Annotated in this window: 26 protein-coding genes and 2 pseudogenes; 23 read left to right on the top strand and 5 right to left on the bottom strand. The window is 37.0% G+C overall.

Going from position 1 to position 25944, the window contains the following annotated elements; genetic code table 11:
• Window positions 1–108 precede the first annotated feature (108 nt).
• The 3 genes from BN1243_RS13135 (at window position 109) to BN1243_RS13125 (ending at window position 2884) form a co-directional block, all read left to right on the top strand.
• Window positions 109–1101 (top strand): zinc-dependent alcohol dehydrogenase family protein, encoded by a 993-nt coding sequence (locus BN1243_RS13135; protein WP_062107500.1) that lies wholly within the window; start codon window positions 109–111, stop codon window positions 1099–1101.
• A gap of 153 nt (window positions 1102–1254) precedes the next feature.
• Window positions 1255–1842 carry a lysophospholipid acyltransferase family protein gene (locus tag BN1243_RS13130; protein ID WP_062107498.1) on the top strand — a complete coding sequence of 196 codons (588 nt, stop codon included), beginning with the start codon at window positions 1255–1257 and terminating at the stop codon, window positions 1840–1842.
• A gap of 37 nt (window positions 1843–1879) precedes the next feature.
• Window positions 1880–2884: a ketoacyl-ACP synthase III gene (locus tag BN1243_RS13125; protein ID WP_407638859.1), complete on the top strand. Its 1005-nt coding sequence runs from the start codon at window positions 1880–1882 to the stop codon at window positions 2882–2884.
• 136 nt (window positions 2885–3020) lie between these two features.
• Here the strand turns inward: BN1243_RS13125 and BN1243_RS13120 are convergent, their stop codons facing one another.
• The gene (locus BN1243_RS13120) at window positions 3021–3428 is read right to left on the bottom strand and encodes a DUF2569 family protein (RefSeq protein ID WP_062107497.1); all 408 of its coding nucleotides are present in this window, start codon (window positions 3426–3428) and stop codon (window positions 3021–3023) included.
• A gap of 163 nt (window positions 3429–3591) precedes the next feature.
• Here BN1243_RS13120 and BN1243_RS13115 point away from each other — a divergent pair, with 163 nt between their 5' ends.
• The 4 genes from BN1243_RS13115 (at window position 3592) to BN1243_RS13100 (ending at window position 7499) form a co-directional block, all read left to right on the top strand.
• On the top strand, window positions 3592–4845 hold the full coding sequence (locus BN1243_RS13115) for a serine hydrolase domain-containing protein (RefSeq protein ID WP_062107494.1): 1254 nt from the start codon (window positions 3592–3594) through the stop codon (window positions 4843–4845).
• 119 nt (window positions 4846–4964) lie between these two features.
• Window positions 4965–5750 carry an alpha/beta hydrolase gene (locus BN1243_RS13110; RefSeq protein WP_062107493.1) on the top strand — a complete coding sequence of 262 codons (786 nt, stop codon included), beginning with the start codon at window positions 4965–4967 and terminating at the stop codon, window positions 5748–5750.
• 32 nt (window positions 5751–5782) lie between these two features.
• A complete protein-coding gene (locus tag BN1243_RS13105) occupies window positions 5783–6259 on the top strand; it encodes a GNAT family N-acetyltransferase (RefSeq protein WP_062107492.1) in 477 nt (158 codons plus the stop codon).
• A gap of 151 nt (window positions 6260–6410) precedes the next feature.
• The gene (locus BN1243_RS13100) at window positions 6411–7499 is read left to right on the top strand and encodes a 5-methyltetrahydropteroyltriglutamate--homocysteine S-methyltransferase (protein ID WP_062107491.1); all 1089 of its coding nucleotides are present in this window, start codon (window positions 6411–6413) and stop codon (window positions 7497–7499) included.
• Between the two features lie 108 nt (window positions 7500–7607).
• Here BN1243_RS13100 and rsgA read toward each other — a convergent pair whose 3' ends face one another.
• Window positions 7608–8705, bottom strand: coding sequence for a ribosome small subunit-dependent GTPase A (rsgA, locus tag BN1243_RS13095; RefSeq protein ID WP_062107490.1), 1098 nt, complete (start codon window positions 8703–8705; stop codon window positions 7608–7610).
• Between the two features lie 374 nt (window positions 8706–9079).
• Between rsgA and BN1243_RS22355 the strand changes: the two genes are divergently transcribed.
• The gene (locus tag BN1243_RS22355) at window positions 9080–9286 is read left to right on the top strand and encodes a hypothetical protein (protein ID WP_062107489.1); all 207 of its coding nucleotides are present in this window, start codon (window positions 9080–9082) and stop codon (window positions 9284–9286) included.
• Here the strand turns inward: BN1243_RS22355 and BN1243_RS23065 are convergent.
• Window positions 9250–9393: pseudogene (locus tag BN1243_RS23065) on the bottom strand (hypothetical protein); the annotation flags it as partial. The gene BN1243_RS22355 and the pseudogene BN1243_RS23065 sit on opposite strands and share 37 nt — an antisense overlap.
• Before the next feature lie 265 nt (window positions 9394–9658).
• Here BN1243_RS23065 and BN1243_RS13085 point away from each other — a divergent pair.
• From BN1243_RS13085 to BN1243_RS13035, 12 genes are all read left to right on the top strand, one after another.
• On the top strand, window positions 9659–10144 hold the full coding sequence (locus BN1243_RS13085) for an HAD family hydrolase (RefSeq protein WP_230200203.1): 486 nt from the start codon (window positions 9659–9661) through the stop codon (window positions 10142–10144).
• 69 nt (window positions 10145–10213) lie between these two features.
• Window positions 10214–10474 carry an AbrB family transcriptional regulator gene (locus BN1243_RS23060; protein WP_407638890.1) on the top strand — a complete coding sequence of 87 codons (261 nt, stop codon included), beginning with the start codon at window positions 10214–10216 and terminating at the stop codon, window positions 10472–10474.
• A 192-nt stretch (window positions 10475–10666) separates the two neighbouring features.
• Window positions 10667–11332 carry a hypothetical protein gene (locus BN1243_RS13080; protein WP_062107488.1) on the top strand — a complete coding sequence of 222 codons (666 nt, stop codon included), beginning with the start codon at window positions 10667–10669 and terminating at the stop codon, window positions 11330–11332.
• A 692-nt stretch (window positions 11333–12024) separates the two neighbouring features.
• A complete protein-coding gene (locus tag BN1243_RS13075) occupies window positions 12025–12690 on the top strand; it encodes a uracil-DNA glycosylase (RefSeq protein ID WP_062107487.1) in 666 nt (221 codons plus the stop codon).
• Between the two features lie 36 nt (window positions 12691–12726).
• The gene (locus BN1243_RS13070; RefSeq protein WP_062107484.1) at window positions 12727–13830 is read left to right on the top strand and encodes an AbrB family transcriptional regulator; all 1104 of its coding nucleotides are present in this window, start codon (window positions 12727–12729) and stop codon (window positions 13828–13830) included.
• A gap of 348 nt (window positions 13831–14178) precedes the next feature.
• The gene (locus BN1243_RS13065) at window positions 14179–14949 is read left to right on the top strand and encodes a class I SAM-dependent methyltransferase (RefSeq protein ID WP_062107482.1); all 771 of its coding nucleotides are present in this window, start codon (window positions 14179–14181) and stop codon (window positions 14947–14949) included.
• A gap of 93 nt (window positions 14950–15042) precedes the next feature.
• Window positions 15043–15657: a ribonuclease FAU-1 family protein gene (locus BN1243_RS13060; protein ID WP_062107480.1), complete on the top strand. Its 615-nt coding sequence runs from the start codon at window positions 15043–15045 to the stop codon at window positions 15655–15657.
• A 54-nt stretch (window positions 15658–15711) separates the two neighbouring features.
• Window positions 15712–16665: a DUF3895 domain-containing protein gene (locus BN1243_RS13055; protein WP_062107479.1), complete on the top strand. Its 954-nt coding sequence runs from the start codon at window positions 15712–15714 to the stop codon at window positions 16663–16665.
• Window positions 16666–16795: 130 nt separating this feature from the next.
• Window positions 16796–18334 carry an ABC1 kinase family protein gene (locus BN1243_RS13050; protein ID WP_230200202.1) on the top strand — a complete coding sequence of 513 codons (1539 nt, stop codon included), beginning with the start codon at window positions 16796–16798 and terminating at the stop codon, window positions 18332–18334.
• A gap of 2 nt (window positions 18335–18336) precedes the next feature.
• Complete coding sequence (locus BN1243_RS13045; protein WP_062107475.1) at window positions 18337–19083, top strand: DUF2161 domain-containing phosphodiesterase; 747 nt, start codon at window positions 18337–18339, stop codon at window positions 19081–19083.
• Between the two features lie 246 nt (window positions 19084–19329).
• The gene (locus BN1243_RS13040; protein ID WP_062107473.1) at window positions 19330–19872 is read left to right on the top strand and encodes a histidine phosphatase family protein; all 543 of its coding nucleotides are present in this window, start codon (window positions 19330–19332) and stop codon (window positions 19870–19872) included.
• A gap of 85 nt (window positions 19873–19957) precedes the next feature.
• Complete coding sequence (locus BN1243_RS13035; RefSeq protein ID WP_062107471.1) at window positions 19958–20140, top strand: PspC domain-containing protein; 183 nt, start codon at window positions 19958–19960, stop codon at window positions 20138–20140.
• A 75-nt stretch (window positions 20141–20215) separates the two neighbouring features.
• Here BN1243_RS13035 and BN1243_RS13030 read toward each other — a convergent pair whose 3' ends face one another.
• Both BN1243_RS13030 and BN1243_RS13025 read right to left on the bottom strand, forming a co-directional pair.
• Window positions 20216–20809, bottom strand: a complete 594-nt coding sequence (locus BN1243_RS13030; RefSeq protein ID WP_062107469.1) for a Uma2 family endonuclease — start codon at window positions 20807–20809, stop codon at window positions 20216–20218.
• Window positions 20810–20892: 83 nt separating this feature from the next.
• Complete coding sequence (locus BN1243_RS13025; RefSeq protein ID WP_062107467.1) at window positions 20893–21261, bottom strand: hypothetical protein; 369 nt, start codon at window positions 21259–21261, stop codon at window positions 20893–20895.
• A gap of 274 nt (window positions 21262–21535) precedes the next feature.
• Between BN1243_RS13025 and BN1243_RS23055 the strand changes: the two are divergent.
• The 3 genes and pseudogenes from BN1243_RS23055 (at window position 21536) to ileS (ending at window position 25892) form a co-directional block, all read left to right on the top strand.
• Window positions 21536–22026: pseudogene (locus tag BN1243_RS23055) on the top strand (sigma-70 family RNA polymerase sigma factor).
• Window positions 22011–22229, top strand: a complete 219-nt coding sequence (locus BN1243_RS13015; protein WP_062107465.1) for a hypothetical protein — start codon at window positions 22011–22013, stop codon at window positions 22227–22229. The pseudogene BN1243_RS23055 and the gene BN1243_RS13015 overlap by 16 nt, the downstream one beginning before the upstream one ends.
• Before the next feature lie 606 nt (window positions 22230–22835).
• Entirely contained in the window at window positions 22836–25892 is a 3057-nt protein-coding gene (ileS, locus tag BN1243_RS13010) for an isoleucine--tRNA ligase (protein WP_062110616.1), read from the top strand.
• Window positions 25893–25944: the final 52 nt, after the last annotated feature.

Below are 25944 nucleotides of genomic sequence, written 5' to 3'. Positions count from 1 at the left end.
TTGTTTTATTAAAAACAGGCTTTTTTCTGCATGGAAGAAATACATAAACATCCTGACAAGGGATGCTATTATATAGTTAACGAAATTCTATTAAAGGAGATTCCTATTTTGTATGCTAAATGTATAAGACACTCTGAATTCGGTCCTCCTCAAGACGTCTTAAAAGTTGAATATAAAGAGATCCTGCCGGCAAAAGATAATGAAGTCCTTGTTCGAATGTTAGCTCGTCCTATCAACCCTTCTGACTTAATACCGATTAGAGGGTCTTATTCTCATCGGATTTCGTTACCTTATATTCCTGGTTATGAAGGAGTTGGCATTGTAGAGGAAGTAGGTTCTTCTGTTTCACGTGACTTGATTGGTCAACGTGTTTTACCTTTGCGCGGAGAAGGTACTTGGCAAGAAATAGTGAAAACAAAAGTAGAATTTGCCATCCCTATCCCTGATTCTATAGATGACTTTACGGCAGCTCAGATTTACATTAATCCAATAACTGCATGGGTTATTTGTACGGAAGTGCTGCGATTAAAACAAGATGAAATCCTGTTAGTAAATGCGTGTGGTTCTTCAATCGGGCATCTTTTCGCTCAATTATCTAAGATACTTGGTTTTCTCTTAATTGCAATAACAAGAAATAATAAACATACAGAAGAGCTGCTCAATCTAGGCGCTTCGTATGTAATCAATACATCCGAAAACCCGCTACAAGAATCAGTAATGGAATTAACGAATGGACATGGCGCAGATGCGGCTATCGATACTATAGGGGGATCAGCTGGAACAGATCTTGCTTATTGTGTGCAACCTGGGGGAGTTTTTTTATCAGTGGGTCTTTTATCAGGAGTGCAAGTAAACTGGGCAGAAATTGCAGAAGAGGCAAAAGTGAAGGCTAATATTTTCCATTTACGGAATTGGAACAATCAAGTATCAGTAGATAAATGGCAAGAGACATTCCGCAGAGTAACCACATTAATAGATAAAAAAAAATTAAAACTGATGGAGACAAGTTCAAAGTATGATTTGTGTAACGTAAGAGAAGCTATTCATGCTGTTGAAACGTCTAAGAAAAGTAAGGGGAAAGTTTTTTTTACCAGTTACTAGATAGGGTGAAATAGGAGCATAATACCAGCGCTCTGTAAAATAGGCTGAATCCAAGACGGGTTCAGCCTATTTTAAATAATATCGTTGATTAATACTTTCGGTTTCTTTATAATTAGTACCAGGTAATAAAACCTGATTATAAGGGGTGGTATCATGTACACGTTTATTGTTAATCTAGCTAAAATGTTATTGCGTGGCATAGGTGAAATTGAGATAAAAAATAAAAATATCATTCCTTCTGAAGGAAGTTATATTGTCACTTGTACTCATAAAGGTTGGTTAGATGTAGTTATTTTAGGGATATGCTTACCACATCCGATTCATTTCATGGCGAAGCAAGAATTGTTTAAAAACAAGATAGTTGCTTCTTTTCTTTCTAAAATCAATGCCTTTCCTGTAAATCGTGAAAATCCTTCACCAAGTAGCATTAAAGTTCCGATAAAGTTATTAAAATCTGGGGAAGTTGTTGGAATATTTCCAAGCGGAACAAGAACAGTTGAGGATGTTTCATTAAAGAGGGGAGCTGTCACAATCGCCAATTTAGCACAGGTTCCCATCATCCCTGCTGCATATGAGGGCCCTAGTGATTTAAAGGGGTTTTTAAAATTACGAAAAGCAACCATTATTTTTGGTGAACCATTTTATGTGAAAACGAGCAGTAAAGAAGAATTAGTGACTTTTACCGAGCTCTTATCGAACAAAACGAATCACTTGCATAGTCAAATCAGGGAGCACAAGTGAATGTATTTTCAATTAATGGATAAGGAGTGGGATTTATATGATCGATATTCTGTCTAAAGCTAGAATAACCGCAATTGGTACCTATGTCCCCGAAAAGAAACTAACTAATAATGATTTGGAGAAAATAGTAGATACAAGTGATGACTGGATTGTACAACGAACCGGTATGAAGGAAAGAAGGATTGCTGCTGAGAATGAGTTTGCATCAACTTTAGCTTTTAAAGCAATTGAAAACTTGGTCAAACAATATGAAAAGGATGTGTCAGATGTTGATTTAATTCTCGTTGCGACAACGACCCCTGATTATGCTTTTCCAACTGTAGCTTGCCAAATACAAGAAAAATTTAAAATAAAACAGACGGGGGCAATGGATATTAATGCAGCTTGTGCCGGCTTTACTTATGGGTTGCATATTGCCAATGGATTAATTACATCAGGACTTCATCGCAAAGTTTTATTTGTAGCGACGGAAACTTTGTCAAAGGTTACCGATTATACAGATCGAACAACTTGTATTTTATTTGGGGACGGGGCCGCAGCGGTTTTGATAGAAAAAGATGAGGAGAATCCGAGTTTTATTGTTAGTCATATGGGATCGAATGGGGACGGAGGAAAACATTTATATCGTACTAATTTATCCACCACCATGGATGGGCAAATGCTTAGTGCCTCAGAAAAGATGGTTCAAAATGGGAGAGAGGTTTATAAATGGGCAACCCGTACACTTCCATCAAATATGAAAGAATTACTGCTACAAGCTGAACTGCAGCCTGAAGATATAAACTGGTTTGTGCCCCATAGTGCTAATTTGCGAATGATTGAATCTATATGTGAAAAGTCAGGATTCCCATTTGAAAAAACATTAACTAGTGTTGAATTCATGGGTAATACATCTACAGTATCCATTCCATTAGCACTGCAAATTGGTATAAACGAGGGTAAATTAAGGAATGGAGATACGTTGCTCATGTATGGATTTGGTGGCGGACTTACACATGCGGGGCTTATTATAAAGTGGAGTGTTGATGACGTTGGACGTTAGAGCGTGTAGTGTTCTCTAATCCAATATATTTGCTGTAATCTTTTAAGAAAAATATTGGCTGAATTTCCCTAAAGGTAAAAAATCCCTCTATATAAAATAATCCTGGATAGGTTTTCCTTATCCAGGATACGGTTTTTCAATGGATAAACGTCGCCTTCGCACGTTTGGACGTAATAAAATACGCGATCCAAATAGCGCTTATTAATAAATAAATCCAGTTTATTTTCGCACCAACGAAAATAACAGCTAATTGCAGTAAAACTTCGATAGTAAAATTTGCTATCATTAGCTTTGGCAATATCTGTTTCCGTTTAACCCATGTATATATGATAAATAGATAAAACAAAGTTAAAACTAAGTCCGTTATGTATATAAACAAATCGTAACCGCCTAAATCGGCCGGATTGAAGGTAAAGACAACATACAATACCATAAATAGATTAAAAAGGATCATAAGTGCCGGGAGGATAAGCCATCCAGCTACAATAGCATAACGAAAATCTGTTTCAATCTTAGGATGATTATTGTTTGTTTTTCCGTTCATAGTTACACATTCCCTTCCAGAAAATACCACCCAAATATAGCAAATACAGGGTACCCCTTCAACGGTCCAAAGGCATACGCCTTTGTCAGACCTGTAATTTTTACTAGCTTGAAAGAGTAATGACTAAGAAGACTTGGTGATACAAAAGGAGTGAAATCACGTAATGTCATTAAAATTAGAAGCTTATATTAACCAATATCTACAATTGTGGGACTTTTATGGCGTTATCCAAGTTACCAAGAAAGACGAAGTGCTCTATGAAAAAGCCCAGGGCTATGCGAGCATTGAATTTGGAATTAAAAATGATATCAGCTCCTGCTTCTCAATCGCCTCCATGACGAAACAGTTCACCGCTTTTGCGATAATGCTCCTTTACGATAATAAATTGCTAGACATCGATAGACCTGCACAAAGATATCTTCCTGACGATGTGAGGATTGACGAATCGATCACTGTACACCACTTATTGTCCCATACATCAGGCCTTTATAATTTTCATAGCTTTGAAAGTGACTTTTTTGCTGGCTATAACAGAATGAATTATTCTCGTAATGAGTTCTTTCAGCGGTATATTAATAAACAGCCTGCAACGCCAGCGGGAAAAGAGTATGATTATAATAACTCAAACTATAATTTGCTAGCATGGATTATTGAATATGTTTCAGGAGAGAAATACGAAGATTATATTCGAAATAACATATTTCTGCCCTTAAACATGTTGAATAGTGCTGTTGACGACGGCTGTAAACCTATTTATAAAAGGTCATGTAATTATTCACGGGATTTTGATGCAACTATTAAAAGCCCGTATTACAATGAAAAATTCAGTATAGGTGCTGGTGCGATCGTTTCGAACTGTGATGATTTATTCAAATGGTATACTTGTTTGCGAGATCGTAAAATCCTTTCACAGAAAACATACGCTAGATTTTTCAATGTAAATAAAAACCACTATTGCTATGGTCTTGAGCATCACCATATTTACGGCACAGACAGATATTCCCATGGAGGAGATCATCTGGGGATAAGCACTTATATGCAAAATTATTTCGATGAGGATATTTGTATCATCATTCTTTCCAATAATGAAGCTATCGACCAGTACAGACTGGGGAATGCAATCTCGGATATTCTCCACTACGTTGAAGTAGATGCTCCCAAAAAACATGTAGAATTCTTTATGAATCATACAAAACTTCAGGAGTATTGCGGAACTTACTTGAAAGATAAGATTCAAGTAGAACTAATAAATGGAAAATTATATTTTACGAGATTCTCGGGTAATCTTCATATTGAGATCTATCCGGTTGGCGAAGGAAGATTTGTTCGTAGATATTCAGACCAAGTGCATCCGTATAGTATTAATAAAGACGAAAATGGCAAAATGATGTTTTTTGGATATGCGAAGGATAACTAAGCGAAAAGAGAACCTATCCAAACTTTCTAATTGTTACTTGTAGTTGTTAGTACTATTACAAAACATATAAAAAGTATCCCATTTTATATAGTACGAATTTGTTTTAGGAGCTGGTTAAAATGCGAGTGTTTCAATTTGATTATCCAGTGAAGGAAGTAACGTATAAAGTAATTGGTGAAAGGCAGTTAAAATTATATCTATTTGAGCCAGAAACTTCCTTGAAAAATAGGTCGATCATTTTATTTTTCATTGGAGGCAGTTTTAAAAAGAACCCACTCAAAACCCCAGCTGATTTTCAGAACCAAGCGAAGTATTTTTCTTCTAAGGGCATTGTAGCTGTTTGTGTTGATTATCGGACGGGATATGATGAAGGGTTTTCTCCGATTCAAGCTATTTGTGATGTTAAATCATCGATCCGTTGGGTAAGGGAAAATTCCACTGAACTAGGGATAGATCCTAATAAGGTTGTCGTATGTGGCTCGTCTGCAGGTGCTTATATTGCTGTATCCTCTATTATGTTTGACCATTTTACTGATGAAAGTGATAATCAAAATATAAACCATATTCCTAACGTCCTTGTCGTTTTTGCAGGCGGAATGGATGGTGTTGATATTATGAGAAGGCGATATCCTGAATTACTAGAAACGGCAACTGAATTATCGCCCATTCATCATATGAAAAAATGCTTGCCGCCAACTTTATGGTTGTGTGGGACAGCGGATGAAGATTACGAGCAAAACAAAAACTTTGTTAACAGTATGATCAGCGAAGGAAACGATATAACTTTTGTAGAATATGAAAATATGGAACATGGATTTTTCCATTTTGGCAGACATGCGAATAAATACTTCTACAAAACTATTCAAGAAATTGAGGGCTTTTTAGGGAGCTCAGTTAACGAGTAATTTTTGAGAATGCGAAGAGGGGGAACGGAAATATGAATTTTATCGTTAGAAATATGGATGAAAATTCAGCGAAACTTATACTAAGCTGGAGATATGAAGAACCCTACGACTTTTATAATAATGAAGCGAATTCAGAAGCGCTAAAAGAACTTCTCGATGGTTCTTATCGAGTTATAACTGATGATCATGGTGACATCTTTGGTTTTATGTGCACTGGGGAGTCAGCACAAGTACCAGCGGGAAACAAATACGGTGTTTATAATATAAAATGCGTAGATATGGGACTTGGTATGGCTCCTAATCATGTAGGTCAAGGTTTTGGTTATCCATTTTGTTCCTTTATTATAAACTACATACGAGAAAATCACGGGGATATCCCGATAAGACTTTCAGTCGCAACGTTTAATAAGAGAGCTGTTCATTTATATGAAAAACTAGGTTTCAGAAAAGTAGACCAATTTCGTACTGATCATGCAGAGTTCATCACAATGATTAAAGAACATAAGTAACTATTGTAGTTCTAATTTAGGATAGCATGTTGTCTATCCTTACACGTTGATATAGTTTTAAGCTATAACAAGGGATAGATTTTATGTGTTACTCTATATCAATCTTGCTATGCTAAACTAATTTTAATCAAATATCGAAAAGAGGATCATTATGACAAAGACTCTAGTTAAGGCGCCATTCAGAGCGGATCAGGTAGGGAGTTTATTGCGTCCAGAAAATCTTAAAAAGGCAAGAAATGAATATAAAGTTGGAAACATTACTGCTGAACAGCTTCGCGAGGTTGAACTTCAAGAGATTAAGCGAGCGGTTGATAAGCAAATTGAAGCTGGCTTACAAGTAGTAACAGAAGGCGAGTTTGGCCGTGATTGGTGGCACTCTACTTTTATGGAACACCTATCAGGAGCTGAAGGGTATATCCCAGAGCAAGGATATTCTTTTTCTAAACAGGAAACAGAGCCCTATGGAGTAAGATTAGTAGATAAAGTAGCGTACAATCCTAATCACCCTTTCTTCCAGCAGGCGAAAGATCTATTAGACATTGTTGGGGACCGGGCTGTAGTGAAATTTACAATTCCAAGTCCTAACCAACTTTTCCATCCTGATATCATTAATGGTCAATACAAGGACTTTGACGAATTTGCACCAGATATTATTGCAGCTTACAAAGAAACGTTGAAAGAGTTCTATCGTATTGGCGTTCGTTATATTCAGTTAGATGATGTATACCTAGCTGTCATTGCAACAGCTCCTTTTACTACGGAAGAAAAGAAATACAGAGCGGAGTTAGCCGTTAATGTTGTTAATAGTATTCTAGAAGGCAAACCAGAAGACTTAACTGTGACAACTCATGTGTGCAGAGGAAACTATCGTTCTGACTACTCTTTTGCAGGCGGGTATGATGATATTGCTCCGATTATTTTTGCAAATGAGAAAGTAGATGGCTTTTTCTTAGAATATGATGATGAACGTTCAGGTTCCTTTGAGCCACTAAAACATATTCCGGTAGGCGGTCCGAAGGTTGTTCTAGGTGTAGTTACATCCAAAACGGGTAAATTGGAAGACAAAGAAGCAATTAAAGCTAGAGTTCAAGAAGCGTCCAAATATGTTCCTCTTGAACAATTATGCATTAGCCCGCAATGTGGTTTTGCCTCTACTCACCACGGGAATATCCTAACAGAAGATGAACAATGGGCCAAATTGAAATTTGTTGCGGATGTGGCTAAAGAAATTTGGGGATAAATTTATAACATAAAGCAGATGGAGTAGAACAGTTTTTGTTTTACTCTATCTGCTTTTGTTTTTAACTTATTTTGAAAATGTGAAATTACTCTGTTGCCCTCAATGTTTTTAGCGATTTCTTCTTCTTGATTTACCCACATTCTTTGCTGTCTTAAGAATTTGGGAGTACTTTTTCCCTTTTACTCGTTCTACCGTGTTTAAGTTACCGAGGATTTTTAATGACAATTCTGCTGCTTCATTGTGCATTTTCTCATAGTTGTGTAGCCTTTCAGGATCTAATATCCCTTCATTAATGGCAGCTTGGACTGCACAACCAGGTTCATGCCGATGCAAACAATCCCTAAAATGGCACCTTTCGGAAAGTTGTGTAATATCGTCGTACATTTGCTCCAATCCATCATCTGCTTCCCATACTTGCAGCTCCCGCATACCTGGCGTATCGATAATCATCCCGCCACCTGGCAGTAAAATGAGTTCGCGATGTGTTGTCGTATGTTTTCCACGATCATCGCCTTCTCTTACTTCATTGACTCGCTGAATCTCTTTCCCGATGAGACAATTAATTAGAGTGGACTTCCCAACACCTGACGAGCCCAGAAGAGCAATTGTCTGACCTGGTTTTATATATGGATGCAGGTTATTAATTCCGTCATTCCGTATAGAGCTAATGACATGAATAGGCACACCGATTGCGATCGATTCCACTTCTGCCACTTTCTTCTGAATATCTGAGCAAAGATCTGCTTTTGTTAATACAATAACGGGTGTAGCTTGACTTTCCCAAGAAAGAGCTAAATATCTCTCTAATCTTCTTACATTAAATTCACTGTTAAGGGAAGTGAGTATAAAGACAATATCGGTATTAGCAGCGACAATTTGCTCATACGTTCCCTTGCCTGCTACTTTACGGGAAAATTTGCTCTTTCGCGGTAATAGCCCATGGATGATGGCCTTCTTTTCAGCAGGATATTCTCTAAGATATACCCAATCTCCGACAGCAGGAAATTCATCCCTTCGCCCTAATCGTCCTTCAGCTTTACCACGAATTCTTCCAGAGACCTCAGCTTGCAACACACCGTGTGTTGTTATGACTTTATAAAGATGGGTATGTTCCTCTGTCACACGACCCACAGAATAGTTCTTCTCCTTGTAAGGCTGAAACTCTTTTTCCCATTCAGCATTCCAACCATATTTGACTAAATCCAATAAACAAACCTCCTATAGGTTATTAATAGCTAATTTACACACAAAAAAGCCTAGGGCATCGTTACGCCCTAGGCTCCATTCAATAGTAGGTAACACAAAATAATCACTAAAGTCCACTGACCTTAGTTAGACCGATTTGATTGAAGGCATTTTAAAATAGAGTGAGGGCAACAGAATATTGGTATTTATGCGTTTAGTATTCATAGTCCTCACTCCTTCCGTACGATAATGTAACCATATTATATGGGGAAAAGAATGGTAAGTCAATAATATTTATCAAATTTTTCCAAATTGTGTTATTATTTAGTGGAACACTTGGGATACTACATATGTCTCTATTCATTAGAATCATAGTTTAATAGGAGTTGATTTCATTGAGTGTTGTCAAGTTTGTCGTGATACATCCAGTCTTTAATCAAAGTTATCTGACAAGTGAACACCCTGAAGGGGAAGTGGAATATTTAGGAGATGCCATTGGTAGGGATTTTATGGTAGCAAAATTTGTTAATGGCTTTATGAAAATGTATCTTAATGATGGGAAGAAAAATGAAGATTGGTTTTGTTCATCACGTAATTCATAACCCTTCTCGGGTAAAATATCGTAAAAGACATCCCCAACGTATTCTCCTAAACGATCAAAAAAGTTTTCCTGTTTTGATACACTAAATGGAACTGATCCCGTTTTCATCACGACAAACTCCTCTATATTACATTACATAGCATAAATACAATTTTAAAAGAATATTGATCCATTTTCATCCTTTGAATATTCAAAGATATAACAGTTAGAAAAGCAAAAACTCCTAGCTGTTTATGATACATGAAAAAAACAAAATGCATACGTAAAACCTAAATGATCTTTCATTTCGAAATGATAGGTTAGTTAGGGTGAAGGAACTTCATAAGGATTGTAGAATAGTATAAGATAATTGATTTGAGAGGGAGAAGTAACTGTGACTCAAATAAAAGCAATCATTTTTGATTGGGGAGACACATTAATGCGTGATTTCCCCCAATTTAAAGGTGCGATGGCCCATTGGGAAAGAGTAGAGGAGATTCCTAAAGTTAAAGAAACGCTAGAAATATTAAGTGGGAAATATGTGTGCTGTGTCGCTTCTAATGCGGGTGATTCAGATACAGAATTAATGGCACTAGCTTTAAATCGGGTAGGCATAAAAAAGTACTTTCATCATCTTTTTACATCGCGAGAACTTAAGGCAGCAAAGCCAAATCCTGACTTTTTCAAAAAGGTAGTTGAGAATTTAAATTTTAAACCTGAAGAATGCATGATGGTAGGCAATGATTATGAAAAGGATATTGTTCCCGCAAAAGCTGTTGGGATACACACGGTATTATTTGCAGAAGAAGGTCGTGATGCAGTTTTTGCTAACGCTGATTATGTCATTCATTCGATAGATCAATTGCATAACGTTATTTAGAACTTTGGAGGATTTAATTGAAAGGTATTTTAACTAAATGCAAAGGTTGTTCTATAACATGAAAGAAAAATCTTCAACAATGAAATCATAATCACGCTTGTCTTCGCCATAGTGGGCGGCATGCATTTTAAATTTCTTCACATACCAGTCCCATGGTTGCTTGGGCCAATGTTAGCGGCGCTCGTTTGCACAGTCGTCTTAAAATTCAATTTAGAGTGGCCAAAGGAAATTAGAAATACTGGGATGATCATCGTTGGGTATACAATTGGTCTCTCGATGACGCCCTCTGCTTACATGAAATGGGATTGCAATTGTCCTTTATGCTTTTGATGACAGTATTGCTAATTATACTTAATGCTGGCATCGCTTATTTTGTATCCAAGTTGTCCAATCACGATTATCGAACATTATTTATCGGCAAGTATCCCTGGTGGTCTGTCGCAAATTATTATGTTAGCTGAGGAGACAAAGGGACTTAATTTAGCGGTTGTGACGATTACTCAGGTCATAAGGAGGTTTTTTGTGAAGAAATTTTCATTAGTATTACTGATCAGTTTTTCTCTTTTATTTGCAGGATGTAATTATCACGGTGCTAATAATATTGATAAAGATGATCAGAAAAAAGTTGAAAGAAATACAGAAATGGAAGATAACCAAATAGAAATTGGAAGGATTGATGCGGAAATTGAGGTTTTTGAGTTTAAAGAGGCTGTTGCCAAATCTGATTTAATAGCTCAAATAGAAGTTATAGAAATTTTTAAAGAGATTAATGAGCCTTTCCCAAAAACTATTTTTAGAGCGAATTTAATAGAAAGTTTAAAAGGATCATTCAAAGAAAAAGAGATATTTGTAATGCAACAGGGAAATAGTGACTATGTTTTTAATGATAACCCCCTATTTAAAAAGGGTGAAAGCTATCTTTTATTTTTAATGAAAACAAAGGATTTTGACATAGAAAATAGTTATTGGATTCTTGGTGAAGAGGCAGGCATGTATAAGTTATTAGATCAATCTGTTGCTGTAAAGTTGTCTGTAAAGGAAGATGAACTGAAAAATATAGAGATATCTGATGAAGAAATCGTGCCTTTCATTCAGAAGAATACTGAATTAAATATGAATGAACGAGAGATGCAAGTTCTTAAACAAGATGAATTGATAAATCTAATTAAAACTGTATCTGAGGAGTAATAATGAATATCTTAGAACTTTATGTCTAATACTTCTGTAAAAATCGGAGGGATTAGACTTTTTTACCTTCTTAGAGGAAGATGAAGAAACGAAAAGGCATTTTACCGCTAGCTTTAAACAGTAAACACAGTGTATATTATCATTTTTTGGAGCTTGTTTAATTCTCTCAAACTTAATTCTAATGAGAATAGCCAAGAATGTAAGGGGTGTAAAATGTCATACAATCTCACTAAATTTGCCAATGAGGCCCCGCCCATTTCGGTCGCCCGTGGGTTGTTCTAGGTAAATTAGAAGACAAAGAAGCAATTAAAGCTAGAGTTCATGAAGCATCCGAATATGTTTCTCTTAAACAATTATGCATCAGCCTGCAATGCGTTTGCCCCTACTCTCCACTACCGAAGATGAACAATGGGCCAAATTGAAATTTGTTGCAGATGTTGCTAAAGAATTTGGGGATAAATTTACAACATAAAGCAGGTGGAGTAGAACGGTTTTGTTTTACTTCATCTTCTTTTATCTTTAACCCTTTTTAAAAAATGGCGTACCTGAACCCTTTCAACCGCAACAATTCCCGAACGAAGTGGAATATCCGTGAACAGGTCATGCTCGGTTCGCATGCCATTATTTTCAGCTCTGCAATAGCATGATATGATAACTTATATTACTCTACTAGATGATCGGGAGCTGAGGTAATGGCTATATTGAGAAATGATTGGGCACAATTCATGGAAAAAGAATTTCAAAAAGATTATTACTTGGAGCTACGTGCCTTTTTAAAGCAGGAATATGCTACATATACGGTTTATCCAGAAATGCATGATATTTTCAATGCACTCCATTTAACAGACTATCATAATACCAAAGTTGTCATTCTTGGTCAGGATCCATACCATGGATTCAATCAAGCACATGGATTAAGTTTTTCGGTCAAACCGGAAGTCAAAATACCACCATCACTACAAAATATTTATAAAGAGCTTCATCAAGATCTTGGTATTTCCATCCCTAATCATGGCTGTCTGGTTAATTGGGCGAAGCAAGGAGTCCTTCTGCTAAATACTGTTTTGACTGTAAGAGAGGGGCAGCCGAATTCTCATAAAGGACAAGGTTGGGAGTTTTTCACAAATGAAGTGATTAAGCAGGTAAATGCCAAGGAAGATCCAGTCGTTTTCATTCTTTGGGGGCGACATGCCCAGGAAAAAGAAACGTTGATTACGGCGGCACATCACCTTGTTATAAAGTCACCACATCCAAGCCCATTTTCAGCGCATAAAGGTTTTTTTGGAAGCCGTCCTTTTTCACAAACTAATAAATTTTTAGAAGAAGTAGGCCGTACCCCCATTGACTGGCAGGTTTAAAATGCGGAAGTATACATATAAAGGTTGTTTTATAACATGAGATTTCAATCATCAACAATGAAAATCATAATTACGCTTGTTATCGCCATAGTGGGCGGTACGCTTTTTAGTTTTCTCCACATACCAGTCCCATGGTTGCTTGGCCCAATGTTAGCAGCGCTCTTTAGTACTGTCGTCTTAAAATTCAATTTAGAGTGGCCAAAGGAAATTAGAAATACTGGGATGATCATTGTTGGGTATACAATTGGTCTCTCGATGACACCTTCCGCCTTACATGAAATGGGATTGCAATTGCCCTTTATGCTGTTGATGACAGTATTGCTAATTATACTTAGTGCTGGCATTGCTTATTTTGTATCCAAGTTGTCCAATCACGACTATCGAACATTATTATTGGCAAGTATCCCTGGTGGTCTGTCGCAAATTATTATGTTAGCTGAGGAGACAAAGGGAATTAATTTAGCGGTTGTGACGATTACTCAAGTCATTCGGTTAATAATCATAATACTAGTGATACCATTGCTTGTGCTTATTCCGTTCTTGGGTGAGTCAGATAATTCCTCTATGGAGGAAATCCAAACTTCAGCTTTCGGAGGCTGGAGTGACTTGTTTCCAAATATCTTTATTTTCGCGGTTATTTGTATTGTCTTTGCGATTGTTGCAGCAAAAATCAAATTTCCAACAGCATATTTAATTGGCCCAGCGATTGGGACTGCAATTTTTCAAGCATATGGCTTAGATGGCCCAATGTTACCGTCTACTGTTATTAATATGGCCCAACTGATGCTCGGCATACATGTTGGCTTAATTTTAAAACCGAATCAGATTCCGAGAGAATTCAGGACATTTGCGCTTGCGATAGGTAGTGGATGTTTTCTCGTGCTAGGTGCGACGGTTTTAAGCTTATTTTTTACTCATATTCAGCCCGTCTCCAATGCAACAGCACTTCTAAGTTTGGCTCCAGGAGGAATGGATCAAATGGGAATCATTGCTCATGCCATCCATGCAGATTTGTCAGTTGTATCAGGATATCAATTATTTCGAACACTCTTTATTTTTTTCGCTGTTCCACCTTTTATTAGAGTGCTGTTCAATGTTGCAGATAAAAGAAGGATGGGACAGTACAAAAATATAAATTAGGGAAGATCTAGTAGACTAGATCGATGTTACGGCAACAAGTCTATCACAATTTGAACTAGCGATGGTGCTTGTGCCTTTTTTATTCATATATGGCAATGCATAAAAGTTAAGGATTTTATGGTGTAAGGAAGGAATATGGATGGTCAAACCGAATTGGAAAGAATACAAGTAAATATAATAAAGCTGGGTCCTACAAATCTATGTAGAAACGATTAAACAATGCTGAAATAAAAAAAGGCAAACAATGGCAGCATACCAATTATATGAAACCGAAACTAGCAATTAGCACGTCAACATGTTATATCGCTCACATGCTTCAGATAACTTTGAATAGGGGAGTGGAGAAATATGCAAAAAGAACAAAGTATCCAGAATAAGTTGGCCTGGGAATATAGGGCATATGAACATTGGAGTACCAATTATGGAGCACCTGAAAAAATGGGAAGAGAAATAAGGGAAAATACTGATCGATGGCTCAACTACTATATTAAAGACCTTGGAGATGTATCTGGAAAAAGGATTGTAAACTTATTAGGTTCAGGGGGAATAAGGGCGGTTTCACTTGCTGTTCTTGGTGCTGATGTTACCGTAGTGGATATTTCGGCTGAGAATGCTAGATATGCACAGGAATTGTCTAAGGGAGCAGGGGTGAAAATAAATTACATAGTGTCCGATTTATTTGATATTCCAATTAATAAGATGAAAAATAGCTTTGATATTGTATTTATGGAATTTGGGATACTTCACTATTTCACAGACCTTCAACAATTAGCGAAAATTATTTATGATCTTTTAAATGAAAACGGAAAACTCTTATTAAGGGACTTTCACCCATTTAATAAAGTGATAGAGGTAAATGAAAAAGATGGAACTTTGAAGCTTAAAGGTAGCTATTTTGATCAAGCCTTGCGTTTGAATCCTGTTGCATATGAAGGGCTATTTCCTGAAGAAGAGCAAGAGTCATTTCCAAAAACTTATTTGCGGAAATGGACATTTTCTGAAATTATTACTTCATTCGCTGAACAAGGTTTTATTATAAGAAAGATGTACGAAGAACCAGATAAAGCTAATCATTTTATCCCTGCGAACTATATGATCGTTGCAGAGGTACTTCGGTAAAGCTTGGAAGGTGATATTGGTGTATAAGTCGAATGTTTAAAAGGATGAATCAATAGGCTAATGAAATATACCTAATAAACAGGAGGCGCTTTTATGAAAGAACTTTATTTTACACCTGGTGATCAGGTTGTGCTTCGCCGGGTATGGCATGATAAAATATGTAGAGTTACTGCTGCTACAGTAGTACAAGATACGTCTGAATTGATCGTGCTATATTGGGGACCAGGATATCCTCTAAAAGTCATGCAGAATCCCTTAAAAGGGAATGCAGATAAATCGTCAGACGACCTTCGTGATGTGACGTGGGGAGAAGTAGATGTGGTCATGCTTGCTACACCAGGGGCAGGACACGCAGTTTACGCAATGCGGAATGAGGAAGAGTCCAATATAGGGTGTTGGTACATAAATCTACAAGAGCCACTACTTCGAACGCCTATTGGTTTCGATACGATGGATTACTTGCTCGATATTAATGTAAGTCCTGACCGTTCTGAATGGTATTGGAAGGATGAGACGGATTTTGCTGACGCAGTTCAATCAGGAAAAATATCACCTGCTAAAGCACAAGCCATTAGAGCGGAGGGAGAAAGGGCGATTAAGTTGCTGCAAGAAGGGCCATCAACATTTTACGATGGTTGGGCTAACTGGTTTCCTCCGAAAGATTGGGAGATTCCTAAATTGCCATTAGACTGGGAAAAAATATTTTAAACGATTATATTGCCTCATCTTAACATACTGAATTTCGGAAAGGGGGAAAGGAAGATGAATGTCGTTTTGAATACGAACGAACGTGAATCCTTGCTTTCATTATTAACAGAACAACAAAAAAGCTTTCTGCAAGATCATGTTAAAAGGGGAAAGAAAACAGTTTTTGCCAATCAAATGGCCAAAGATAAGGGGCTTGTATTGCCAGAAGGCGCTACTAGTGAAGAAATTGAAATGTTGTTAGATGAATGGATTTTAGTTGATTACATAGATAATGGCTTTATAAATCCTGAGACGCCTTGTGAATGTGGAAAGCCATTAAGGTATCAATATATTGTCCGGCATAAAACGATGAATGAGGTAAGACGTTTTGGGTCTACTCACTTTGAGGAACATACAGGTTTACCTGCCCAAATTGTCAATCAGATCAAAAAAGGCTTTACTCAAATTGATTATGAAATGGACGAGCTTCTTCAAAAGTTTGCGGATGGATGGGTATTCAGTGATAACATTCTCCCTAAAAATTTCACAGTTCCTGATGATATAAAGGAACATTTAGATCTTGAATTGCCTTTATTAGACCGCCAAATAACCCGTTTAAAAAAGCTTATCAATGAATTTCTTTCAGAGCAGGAAGTACAACGCCCCATCATAGAGAAATCTACGAGAGAAACTACATTTGATTCCTATGAAGATCCATTTGCTTTGGAAATGTATGATCTTTTTCAAGATTCTATAGGAGAGACCCCCGCTGAAAAACCTCTTACTTCACATTTAACTCCTATAATAAAAGATGAAATCCTGCGTTACTTGGATACAGTTTCTAGTGCTAGAATCATATGTGAATTGCTTATTAAAAACCATAGTGTTTTGACAGAACGTTACGTAACTGGAAAACCAAAGATTTATCCGAAGGTTTGTATGTACCTAGATCTTTTAGTTTCAAAAGAAGTGGTCAGATTAGAGGACAAACGAGGTCATCAAGATCGTCTGTATAAGAAAGTAAAATGAGAAACTTCTCGCTACTTCCTTTCAAAGAGAAATGAGCTGGTGCTGGATGAAAAACAAAAATAAATTGGTTCGGATGTTCAAGGTATTCACACTGTTCTTTATTATTTTCATTAAGATTTATTCGTACAAAATGGGTAAGAAGCCGGCAGCGGAATGGGAGACACTTTGGGAGGATATTGGCAAAAGGTTTCGAAGGACGCTGTTTGAATTAGAAGGTTTACTTATCAAAGTAGGTCAAATTATTAGTACGCGTGCGGACCTGCTGCCACAGGCATTTATAAGGGAACTCGAAGATCTGACTGATAAGGTTCCTCCTTCTGATTGGAGCGACATCCAAGGAATTTTTGAAACTGAATGGGGGAGTCATTATAAAGAAAAATTACTTTCTATTGAAACAGAGGCTATTGCTTCAGCATCGATAGGAGAGGTCTATAAAGGAGTTCTTCATGATGGAACAGCAGTAGCCATTAAAGTGCAACGTCCCCATATACAATCGATTATTCAAACTGACTTTAGGACTTTAAGTATTGTGATCTGGTTTGCCAATCATTTTGTGCCTCTTCCAAAAGGTTTTATTAATCTAAAAGTCTTGTTTTCTGAACTGAAGCAAGTGATTGAACGAGAACTAGATTATTCAAAGGAGAAGAACACACTTCTTTATTTCAAAAGTAGATTTAAGAACAGTGATATTGTCAAAATTCCCTCCGTTTATCTGGAACTGTGTACTCCTAGGATATTGGTAATGGAGTGGGTGGATGGAATCAAGATGACGGATTATGAGGCTATCGATCAGTTAGAGGTTACTCGTAAGGAATTGGCGCAGCGCCTTATTAAAATATTCCTTCCTCAATGGCTTGAACCTGGAACGTTTCATGCTGATCCGCATCCCGGAAATATTCTTGTATCTAGAGATGGAAAGATCATTCTGCTTGACTTTGGAATGGCTGGAGAGATTTCTAAAAACGATGCATCTGCCTTTCAACATTTAATCGAAAGCTTTTTGGCCAAAAATTACCCTAAAGCAGTTGAGTGTTTATCTCGTCTAGGTTTTTTGCTTCCTGAGGCTGACCCAAGGACGATTGAACGATTATTAGCTGAATGGATGGCCTTCCAGCCAACGCAATTAACCGAAGTGGATCTGATTGCCTTAAAAGTCGAGCTCAACGATATGATTCAAGCACTCCCTATTCAGGTTCCTACCAGATTTGTTTTTCTGGGCCGTTCTTTTGTTGCAATTGAAGGTTTAGTGACGAATTTGGTTCCAGAAGGAGAGATAATGGATCTAAGTAAGCCCCTTTTCATGGAATGGTTATTGTCTCAGGGGAATAAATGGTCCTTTGTGTGGCAGTGGGTTCAGTCACAGCCGTTATTTAGTATTTTGCATTCCGCAAAAGGATTTTTAAACATGCCGGGAAAAATGGAACAGATCAAGGAAACGGAACAAAGAAGACAATTTCAATTTACGATTTATGAAAATCAAAAAAAGCAGTTGTTTCTTTTAACACTGTTTGGATTAACAGCTAGTATCGCGGGAATATATATGGCGAATGCGCTAATTTGGAAATTTTCACTTGTCTTGTCAGCTTTTTCGATTGTCGGTTATGCGATTATTAGTTACAAGCTAAAGAAATGGATGAAATACATGCATGAAAAAAGGAAAAGATTTTGATAATGAAAAAGAATCCGGATAAACGATATGAGGTTGATTTATTTCAGCCTCTTCAACAGTATTTTCAGCAACGTGATTATGAGGTTTATGGGGAAGTCAATCATTGTGATTTGGTTGCTGTAAAAGAGGAAGAACTGATTATTGTCGAATTAAAATTAAATCTGAGTGTAGAACTTCTTATACAAGCTACGAAAAGACAGCGCTTATCAGAGCATGTTTACATAGCTATTCCAAAGCCTAAGTACAGTCTTTATTCCAAGAAGTGGCAAAATATATGTTATTTAATTAGAAGGCTTGAGCTAGGGTTGATCATCGTTGCATTTCAAAAAAGGAATGAACAGGTAGAAATTAAAATTCACCCATCCTCCTTTGATCGAAAAAAGAGTATGGACAGGAGCAAGAAAAAAAGAAACAAGCTTATTGAGGAAATTAAGGGAAGAAACGCAGATCATAATATAGGCGGGAGTCACCACACAAAGATTATGACTGCCTATAAAGAAAATTGCATCCAGATTGCTTGTTATCTTGAGCATTTTGGTCCGTTATCGCCTAAAGCTCTTCGCCAATTGGGAACTGGGGAGAAGACCTTATCCATTCTCAATAAAAATTATTATGGATGGTTTACTTGGATTAAAAGAGGAACTTATACCATAAGCGAAATAGGCAAACAGGAGATACAGGAGTACCCTCAACTTGTTGATCATTATATGGGGTTAATTGAAAATTCATCTGACTCACTAAAAAAATAAAAGTTGTTTATGAAAGGGCATCTAATGAACGGAACCATAGTATTAGGAGATAAGGAAAAGCTTGCTTTCTGTGATGTATACAATTTTACTGGAGTAAACTAGGATAAAGGTTGTAAGGGGTTTTAGTGCTAGTAGGGTCGATACTTATTGCTCTGGAAACATAATAATATTAGAGATGTCATCACTTTTTTCCCCCGATTTGTAGGTTGGGATCGGATCTTCATCTAAAAAGCTTGCTCGAGATGTATAGCTTATTTTGTCCGACATGCCCATTCTGCCTACACACCGGATGAATTAGGGAGGCCCTTATCTGAAAAGGGCTTTAAGGACGCAGAAAAGATTACTGAGATACTTCGAAAAGAGAATATTGATGTTGTCCTTTCCAGCCCTTATAAGAGAGCGATTCAAACAGTTGAAGGAGTAGCCAATTTAATGGGTGAAAAAGTTTTGATTGAAGAAGGATTTAGAGAACGAAGATTATCTGAGAAATCTGTAGAGGACTTTAATTATGCAATTTCGAAAGTATGGGAGGATGTCCATTTTTCCTGGGCTGGCGGAGAGTCTAATATCGTTGCCCAACAAAGAGGCGTTAAGGTAACTCTACAAGTAATAGAACGATATAAAGGAAAAAATATTGTCATCGGAACTCATGGAAATATTATGGTTTTAATAATGAATTATTTTAATGAACGCTATGATTTTGACTTTTGGAAGACGTTAGAAATGCCAGATATATATAAATTAACTTTCGATCATAACCGACTTAAAGAGGTTCAGAGATTACGGTAAGGACAAAAGAAGACAGATGAACAAATTTGCTGGGTACTATAAAAGCCATTCGAAAGTTACTTCCAAATAGGGAGGAGGAAATCGATTGAATAAAGGTTTGAAAAAGTCATCAAAGGATAAGTCTTTGTATGGAGTTTGTGGAGGAATTGCAGAGTATTTTGGAATATCATCATTTCTAGTACGACTCTTCTTTATTTTCCTGCCCGCAAATCTGCTAATATATATCATCCTTGCCAACACTCTTTCAGATAGCCCACCATCACTTTAATGTCTAATTTACGGATTTTGAATCAACAAGCGAAATCCCAAGTGAAATAAATTTCGCTTGGGATTTGTCTTAAACCTATTCTTGTTTAATCGAAAATCCTTTAAATAAATCAGAAACAGTTAAGGGAAAGTCTTTAAATTGTTGCAAGGAAATAGTATCTTCGACACCGTATACTTCCCTACGAACGTATCTACCTTGATCATTAAGTATAAAAACCTCGATGGTTTGCTCATAAGGGGATATGAGCCAGTACTCAGGAATTAGAAATTTCTCATACAGATTAAACTTTTTCAAACGATCCAATTTTGCAGTGGAGGGCGAGATGATTTCTGCAATCCAATCTGGAGCACCTTTTACACCACGATCGTGAATTTTTAATGGGTCACAGACAATAAATAAATCCGGTTGCACGGCATTTCTATGCTGATCATAATCTTCATCACTATTTTCAGATAAAAAGACATCAAACGGAGCATTGAATACTTCGCAATCTTTTTCTTGCAAATAATTCTCCAATCCTGTTAGCAATCGACGGCTTATTGTTTGATGAAGTCGTGATGGAGAAGATAAAAGATGAGGAATCCCCTCGATCAATTCCCACCGGCCTTCCCAATCCGCGATATCCTTTACAACATAGCTTTTACGATGATCAATATGGAGTTGGGACAACGATATCACCCCTTTTATAAATTCTCGTTTTAGTATTTATTATATAACGAATCACTCGATTTGGAAGGTTACTAAAACGCTATTCAAAACTTACCTCTCATGAATTTAAAAGCTTTTCTGCCAATTATGGCCAAATAAATGATTGCAGCATAAAAGATGATTCCTAATATATAATTGGGTTGCTTTATAGCTGAATGGATTGCGTGAATTTCATTATAAAAGTCAGTTTGAACTCGTGACCACCATGTTGCTAATACCGTGATCAATAATAAAACAAATCCTAAGATAGCCTTTTTATGGAAGGTAATTTCAAAAAAACTGTTTTTTAGTGCATCGGCAAATGAGAGGTAAGGGAGCGCTTTTGTTTGTGCTTTCTTTTGGAACGGTGTCAAGAAATAAATGAATAATATTCCCCAGACTAAAGCCATAATAGCCAATCCTGAATAATTCATGCGGATTCTCCTTTTGTAAGAGCTCTTTACTTGCAGTAACTTGGGTGAAGGGATTTTTTCTGATCCCATTTAACAAAGTTTCATTTTCCACGTTATCCACCCTCTTATGTATAGTATAAAGATAAAAGGTAAAATAACAACTTAATTTGGCATCAAAATAGAACCTAATGACGCTATGAATCGTCAGTTTAGTAAAGGCATTTCCTAAGGGGGGAGTTCGATCATCGTGGAATCATTAGCAAATTTAAGCCAAGAAGATAAGTTGAAATGGTTGATGCAAGCATACGGCAACGATGTTATTCGAGTTGCTTTCACGTATTTAAAACAAAAGTCGTTAGCAGAAGATGTGGCCCAAGACGTATTTATTAAATGTTATGAAAAAATGGATACGTTCCGAAATGAATCGTCTTATAAAACTTGGGTGATGAAAATCACTGTCAACCGATGTAAAGATGTCTTGAAAAGTTGGCCCTTTAAGAATTTACTGTTTACTAACCGTTTTAACCATAAACACTTAGATTCATCAATGGAACAATTAATATTGCTGATGAAGAAAGTAAAGATTTATCTTTTAATGTAATGGAGCTGCCCGTAAAATTAAGAGAAGTGATTATTTTATACTATTACCAGGAGTTTTCAATTGAGGAAATATCAGATTTGCTGAAGATTAACGGGAACACAATTAAGACTAGATTGTATAGAGCCCGCAATAAATTAAAGGAAACTCTTGAAATAGGAGGATTCGAGCAATGGAAGAAAAATTAAAGGACTTAAAAAAGAAAATGGATGAAACCGTGTTCAGGGATATCTATTTTTCTGAAGAATTGGAACAAGGAGTATTCCATTCTATTAAAAATTCAAAGGCTCGAGAGACGCGATTCCCAATTAAAGGTAGAATTCATTCCCTTTTGAGTTTTGCAGTAATAGCGATATTCCTTTTAGGAATTTCTTATTTTATAGGAATGTAGCTTCATTTATTTGATATTTCTCTCGGGCAATCAGATAAAGTTCGAAGCAAAGTCCTTTTGGATAATGTCATTTCAAAGGATGGTCGCCTCTCCTTACATCAACAGAACTCGGAATACTCCTTAATACTCACAGTAGGGGCCCCACAGGAGCTTCCGAAGTCACTTAAATAAAAAGACTTCGATAAGGGGGTATTAGATAAGAGCCCCCTTGAAAATTTCATTAGTAATATTCAAAAATAATTTGACTTTTGCCACTCCATTCGCTAACATTAAGAACAATTTCATAAGTAATTCAATGACGAGAAAGAGTAGTTATGCACTTCTTATCCACAGAGAGTTGACGTATTGCTGAAAGTCAACGTTAAGACCATAATGAAAATCCTCTCCGAGAAGCAAAGTTGAAAGAACATTAAACTTTGACGGCATTCTACCGATACCTAGGACGCGTATGATAGTACGTAGTGTGAGATTAACTTATAAAAACCGCTACTATGGTTTTTTTATTTTGTTAAATTATATTTTATATATTCTCGATCCTGCGTATGTGGGGTCGAGTTTTTTATTTTAAAAAATGAGGTGATCAAGTTGAAAGAGTCCAATGTTGAAATGGAACGAAGAATTCGAGACAAGTGGGAAAAGGAGAGTACATTTCAAAGATCTATTGCAAATCGAGAAGGACGAGAAACATTTGTTTTCTATGAAGGACCGCCAACTGCAAATGGGCTGCCCCATGCAGGTCATGCACTTGGGAGAACAATCAAAGATTTTGTAGCAAGGTATAAGACGATGTCGGGTTACCAGGTTTTAAGAAAGGCTGGTTGGGACACACATGGTTTACCTGTCGAATTAGAGGTTGAGAAGCAGCTTAATATTCGTGGAAAAGACGAGATCCAACAATATGGGGTAGAAAGGTTTATTCAAAAATGTAAGGAAAGTGTTTTTGAATATGAAAATGAGTGGCGACAATTTACAGAAGCTCTTGGTTATTGGGTCGATATGGATGATCCTTATATTACTTTGAATAATGATTATATCGAGTCCGTTTGGAATATTTTAGCTACAATCCACGAAAAAGGCTATTTATATAAAGGGCATCGAGTCGTTCCCTATTGTCCTCAGTGCGAGACTTCCTTGAGTTCACATGAAGTTGCCCAAGGGTACAAAGATGTTTCTGATTTATCGGTTACAGCGAAATTTCGTTTGAAAGGAACTGAAAATGAGTATTTATTAGGGTGGACAACGACGCCTTGGACATTGCCAGGAAATGTTGCCATTGCTGTGAATCCTGACATGAACTATGTGAAGGTGAAACAAGGAACAGAAGTATTTGTCCTAGCAGAAACTTTGGCTCCGTCCGTTATGAAGGGTGATTTTGAAACGTTGGAAGTAATAAGAGGGACAGATTTAATCGGTCTCGCCTACGAACCCCCTTTTCAATATGTTTCAGTTTCCAATGGACATAAAGTCTTGGGAGCTGACTTTGTGACAGATAAAAGCGGTACAGGTCTTGTTCATATCGCGCCAGCTCATGGAGAAGATGACTATAAAGCCATTCAAGATAACCAATTTGATTACGTCAATGTCGTTGACTCTAAAGGCCGTTATAAGAAATACGTTACTCCGCTTACAGGGCGATTTGTTAAAGAATGTGACATAGACATAATCAAAATGTTAGCAGAAAAGAATCTCCTATTTGATAAGCAAAAATATGAACATAGCTATCCACATTGTTGGCGCTGTGACAGTCCACTTCTCTATTACGCGATGGAAGGCTGGTTTATTAAGACAACAGCTGTCAAAGAAAAAATGCAAGAAAATAACCAAGGGGTTCAATGGTTTCCTTCTCATATGAGAGATGGCCGGTTTGGCAACTTTTTAGAAAACATGGTGGACTGGAATATCGGTAGAAACCGCTATTGGGGAACACCACTCAATGTTTGGACTTGTCAGCAATGTGGCGAAGAAAAGGCACCTCATTCTCTTGAACAATTAAAAGAATGGTCTAAGGAAGACTTACCTGATCAGTTAGAATTGCATAAGCCATATGTCGATCAAGTTCATTTCACTTGTTCATGCGGTGGCACAATGAAAAGAACGAGCGAGGTTATTGATGTTTGGTTTGATAGTGGTTCGATGCCATTTGCACAATATCATTATCCATTTGAAAATGAGGAATTATTTAAGAAGCAATTCCCTGCAGATGTCGTGATTGAAGGGGTTGACCAAACGAGGGGCTGGTTTTATAGCCTGTTGGCGGTATCCACTTTATTTACAGGGAAATCACCCTATAAACGTGTCCTTTCATTAGGTCATATTTTAGATGAAAATGGACAAAAGATGTCCAAAAGTAAAGGGAATGCTTTAAACCCTGTTGAGTTGATTCATGAATTTGGTGCTGATTCGTTAAGATGGGCGCTTTTAGCAGATAGCTCACCTTGGAATAACAAGCGGTTTTCCAAACAAACAGTTATGCAGGCAAAATCAAAGATCATTGACACGCTGTTGAACGTTTATTCTTTTTATTCGATGTATGCAGAGATTGACCAATTTCATCCGGAACGGGATCTCGGTGGAACTCGTACGAAGATGGATAAGTGGATCTTATCTCGCTTCAATACTGTTATCAAAGAAGTCACTCAAGGTTTAGATGATTATGACCTGACTAAAGGGGCTAGATTTATTTCCACATTTTTAGAAGAGTTAAGTAATTGGTATGTTAGACGTTCGCGGCAACGTTTTTGGAGTAGCGGTATGTCAGATGATAAAAGGGCCGCTTTTACGACGTTATATGAAGTATTAGTAAAATTATCTCAGCTTATCGCTCCGTATACACCTTTTGTGGCAGAGCATGTTTACTCCAGCTTAGTAAAAGAAAGTGTCCATCTTTCCGATTATCCGAAGGCAGATGTAGCTTCGATTGATCTGGAATTAGAACAAGATATGGCAGACGTTTTACAAATCATTGAACTAACAAGGTCGATCCGGAATAATGTGGGGATCAAAACGAAGCAACCAATATCAAAACTCATAGTCGTTCCGAAAGATGAGCAGGCTTTATCACAGTTACGTTCATTTTCATCCATCATTCAAGAGGAAATGAATGTAAAAGAAGTTGAGCTACAGACGGATGCCAATGATTTTGTGCAATACGAACTAAGATTAAATTTCCCTGTAGCAGGACCGAAATTAGGGAAAGCAGTGGGGGAAGTGAAAAAGCAGGTTAGTGAATTAGAGGAAAGTCAGAAGGCTCGTTTCCTTAAAAATAAGGAAATCAAATTAATACTAACTTCAGGTGAAAATGTGACACTTACCGCAGATGATGTACTGATTAACAAGACGGGAAGAAATGGCTATGAACTATCAGAAGGAAGCAGCTTCTTAGTTCTATTAGATACAAAGTTAACGAAGGAATTGAAAGAAGAAGGATTAGTAAGAGAATTTATTCGTGCGGTTCAAACGTATCGTAAAGAACTGGATCTTCCAGTTGATTTAAGGATAGAACTCTTCGTTAATACTGATTCTTCGCTTCGACAAGTGTTAATCAAGTATGATAACTTGATACAGAATAACTTAATTATAAATGACATTTATTTTGAAAATAAACAAGGGATGAAAACTTTTAGTGTAGAAGGAAATGAGGTTAAACTCTTTATTCAGGAGTAGAAGTGGTAAGCTGCGGCTCGTTTCGTGCCCGGGTGGCGAAGGAATTTATCAA

It is taken from the genome of Bacillus niameyensis, assembly GCF_001375535.1.
In the GTDB taxonomy this organism is placed as follows: domain Bacteria; phylum Bacillota; class Bacilli; order Bacillales; family Bacillaceae_C; genus Lederbergia; species Lederbergia niameyensis.
This window is presented reverse-complemented; position numbering and strand designations above follow the sequence as displayed.

Excerpts from the sequence above, each read along its gene's own strand:
- BN1243_RS13025 (WP_062107467.1), bottom strand. The coding sequence starts at position 21,261 with ATGAATTATTCAGGATTGGCTATTATGGCTTTAGTCTGGGGAATATTA.
- BN1243_RS13120 (WP_062107497.1), bottom strand. The coding sequence starts at position 3,428 with ATGAACGGAAAAACAAACAATAATCATCCTAAGATTGAAACAGATTTT.
- BN1243_RS13075 (WP_062107487.1), top strand. The coding sequence starts at position 12,025 with ATGGCTATATTGAGAAATGATTGGGCACAATTCATGGAAAAAGAATTT.
- BN1243_RS13015 (WP_062107465.1), top strand. The coding sequence starts at position 22,011 with ATGGAAGAAAAATTAAAGGACTTAAAAAAGAAAATGGATGAAACCGTG.
- BN1243_RS13110 (WP_062107493.1), top strand. The coding sequence starts at position 4,965 with ATGCGAGTGTTTCAATTTGATTATCCAGTGAAGGAAGTAACGTATAAA.
- BN1243_RS13055 (WP_062107479.1), top strand. The coding sequence starts at position 15,712 with ATGAATGTCGTTTTGAATACGAACGAACGTGAATCCTTGCTTTCATTA.
- BN1243_RS13050 (WP_230200202.1), top strand. The coding sequence starts at position 16,796 with ATGGGTAAGAAGCCGGCAGCGGAATGGGAGACACTTTGGGAGGATATT.
- BN1243_RS13125 (WP_407638859.1), top strand. The coding sequence starts at position 1,880 with ATGATCGATATTCTGTCTAAAGCTAGAATAACCGCAATTGGTACCTAT.
- ileS (WP_062110616.1), top strand. The coding sequence starts at position 22,836 with ATGGAACGAAGAATTCGAGACAAGTGGGAAAAGGAGAGTACATTTCAA.
- BN1243_RS13065 (WP_062107482.1), top strand. The coding sequence starts at position 14,179 with ATGCAAAAAGAACAAAGTATCCAGAATAAGTTGGCCTGGGAATATAGG.
- BN1243_RS13060 (WP_062107480.1), top strand. The coding sequence starts at position 15,043 with ATGAAAGAACTTTATTTTACACCTGGTGATCAGGTTGTGCTTCGCCGG.
- BN1243_RS13105 (WP_062107492.1), top strand. The coding sequence starts at position 5,783 with ATGAATTTTATCGTTAGAAATATGGATGAAAATTCAGCGAAACTTATA.
- BN1243_RS13115 (WP_062107494.1), top strand. The coding sequence starts at position 3,592 with ATGTCATTAAAATTAGAAGCTTATATTAACCAATATCTACAATTGTGG.
- BN1243_RS13070 (WP_062107484.1), top strand. The coding sequence starts at position 12,727 with ATGAGATTTCAATCATCAACAATGAAAATCATAATTACGCTTGTTATC.
- BN1243_RS13045 (WP_062107475.1), top strand. The coding sequence starts at position 18,337 with ATGAAAAAGAATCCGGATAAACGATATGAGGTTGATTTATTTCAGCCT.
- BN1243_RS13130 (WP_062107498.1), top strand. The coding sequence starts at position 1,255 with ATGTACACGTTTATTGTTAATCTAGCTAAAATGTTATTGCGTGGCATA.
- BN1243_RS13100 (WP_062107491.1), top strand. The coding sequence starts at position 6,411 with ATGACAAAGACTCTAGTTAAGGCGCCATTCAGAGCGGATCAGGTAGGG.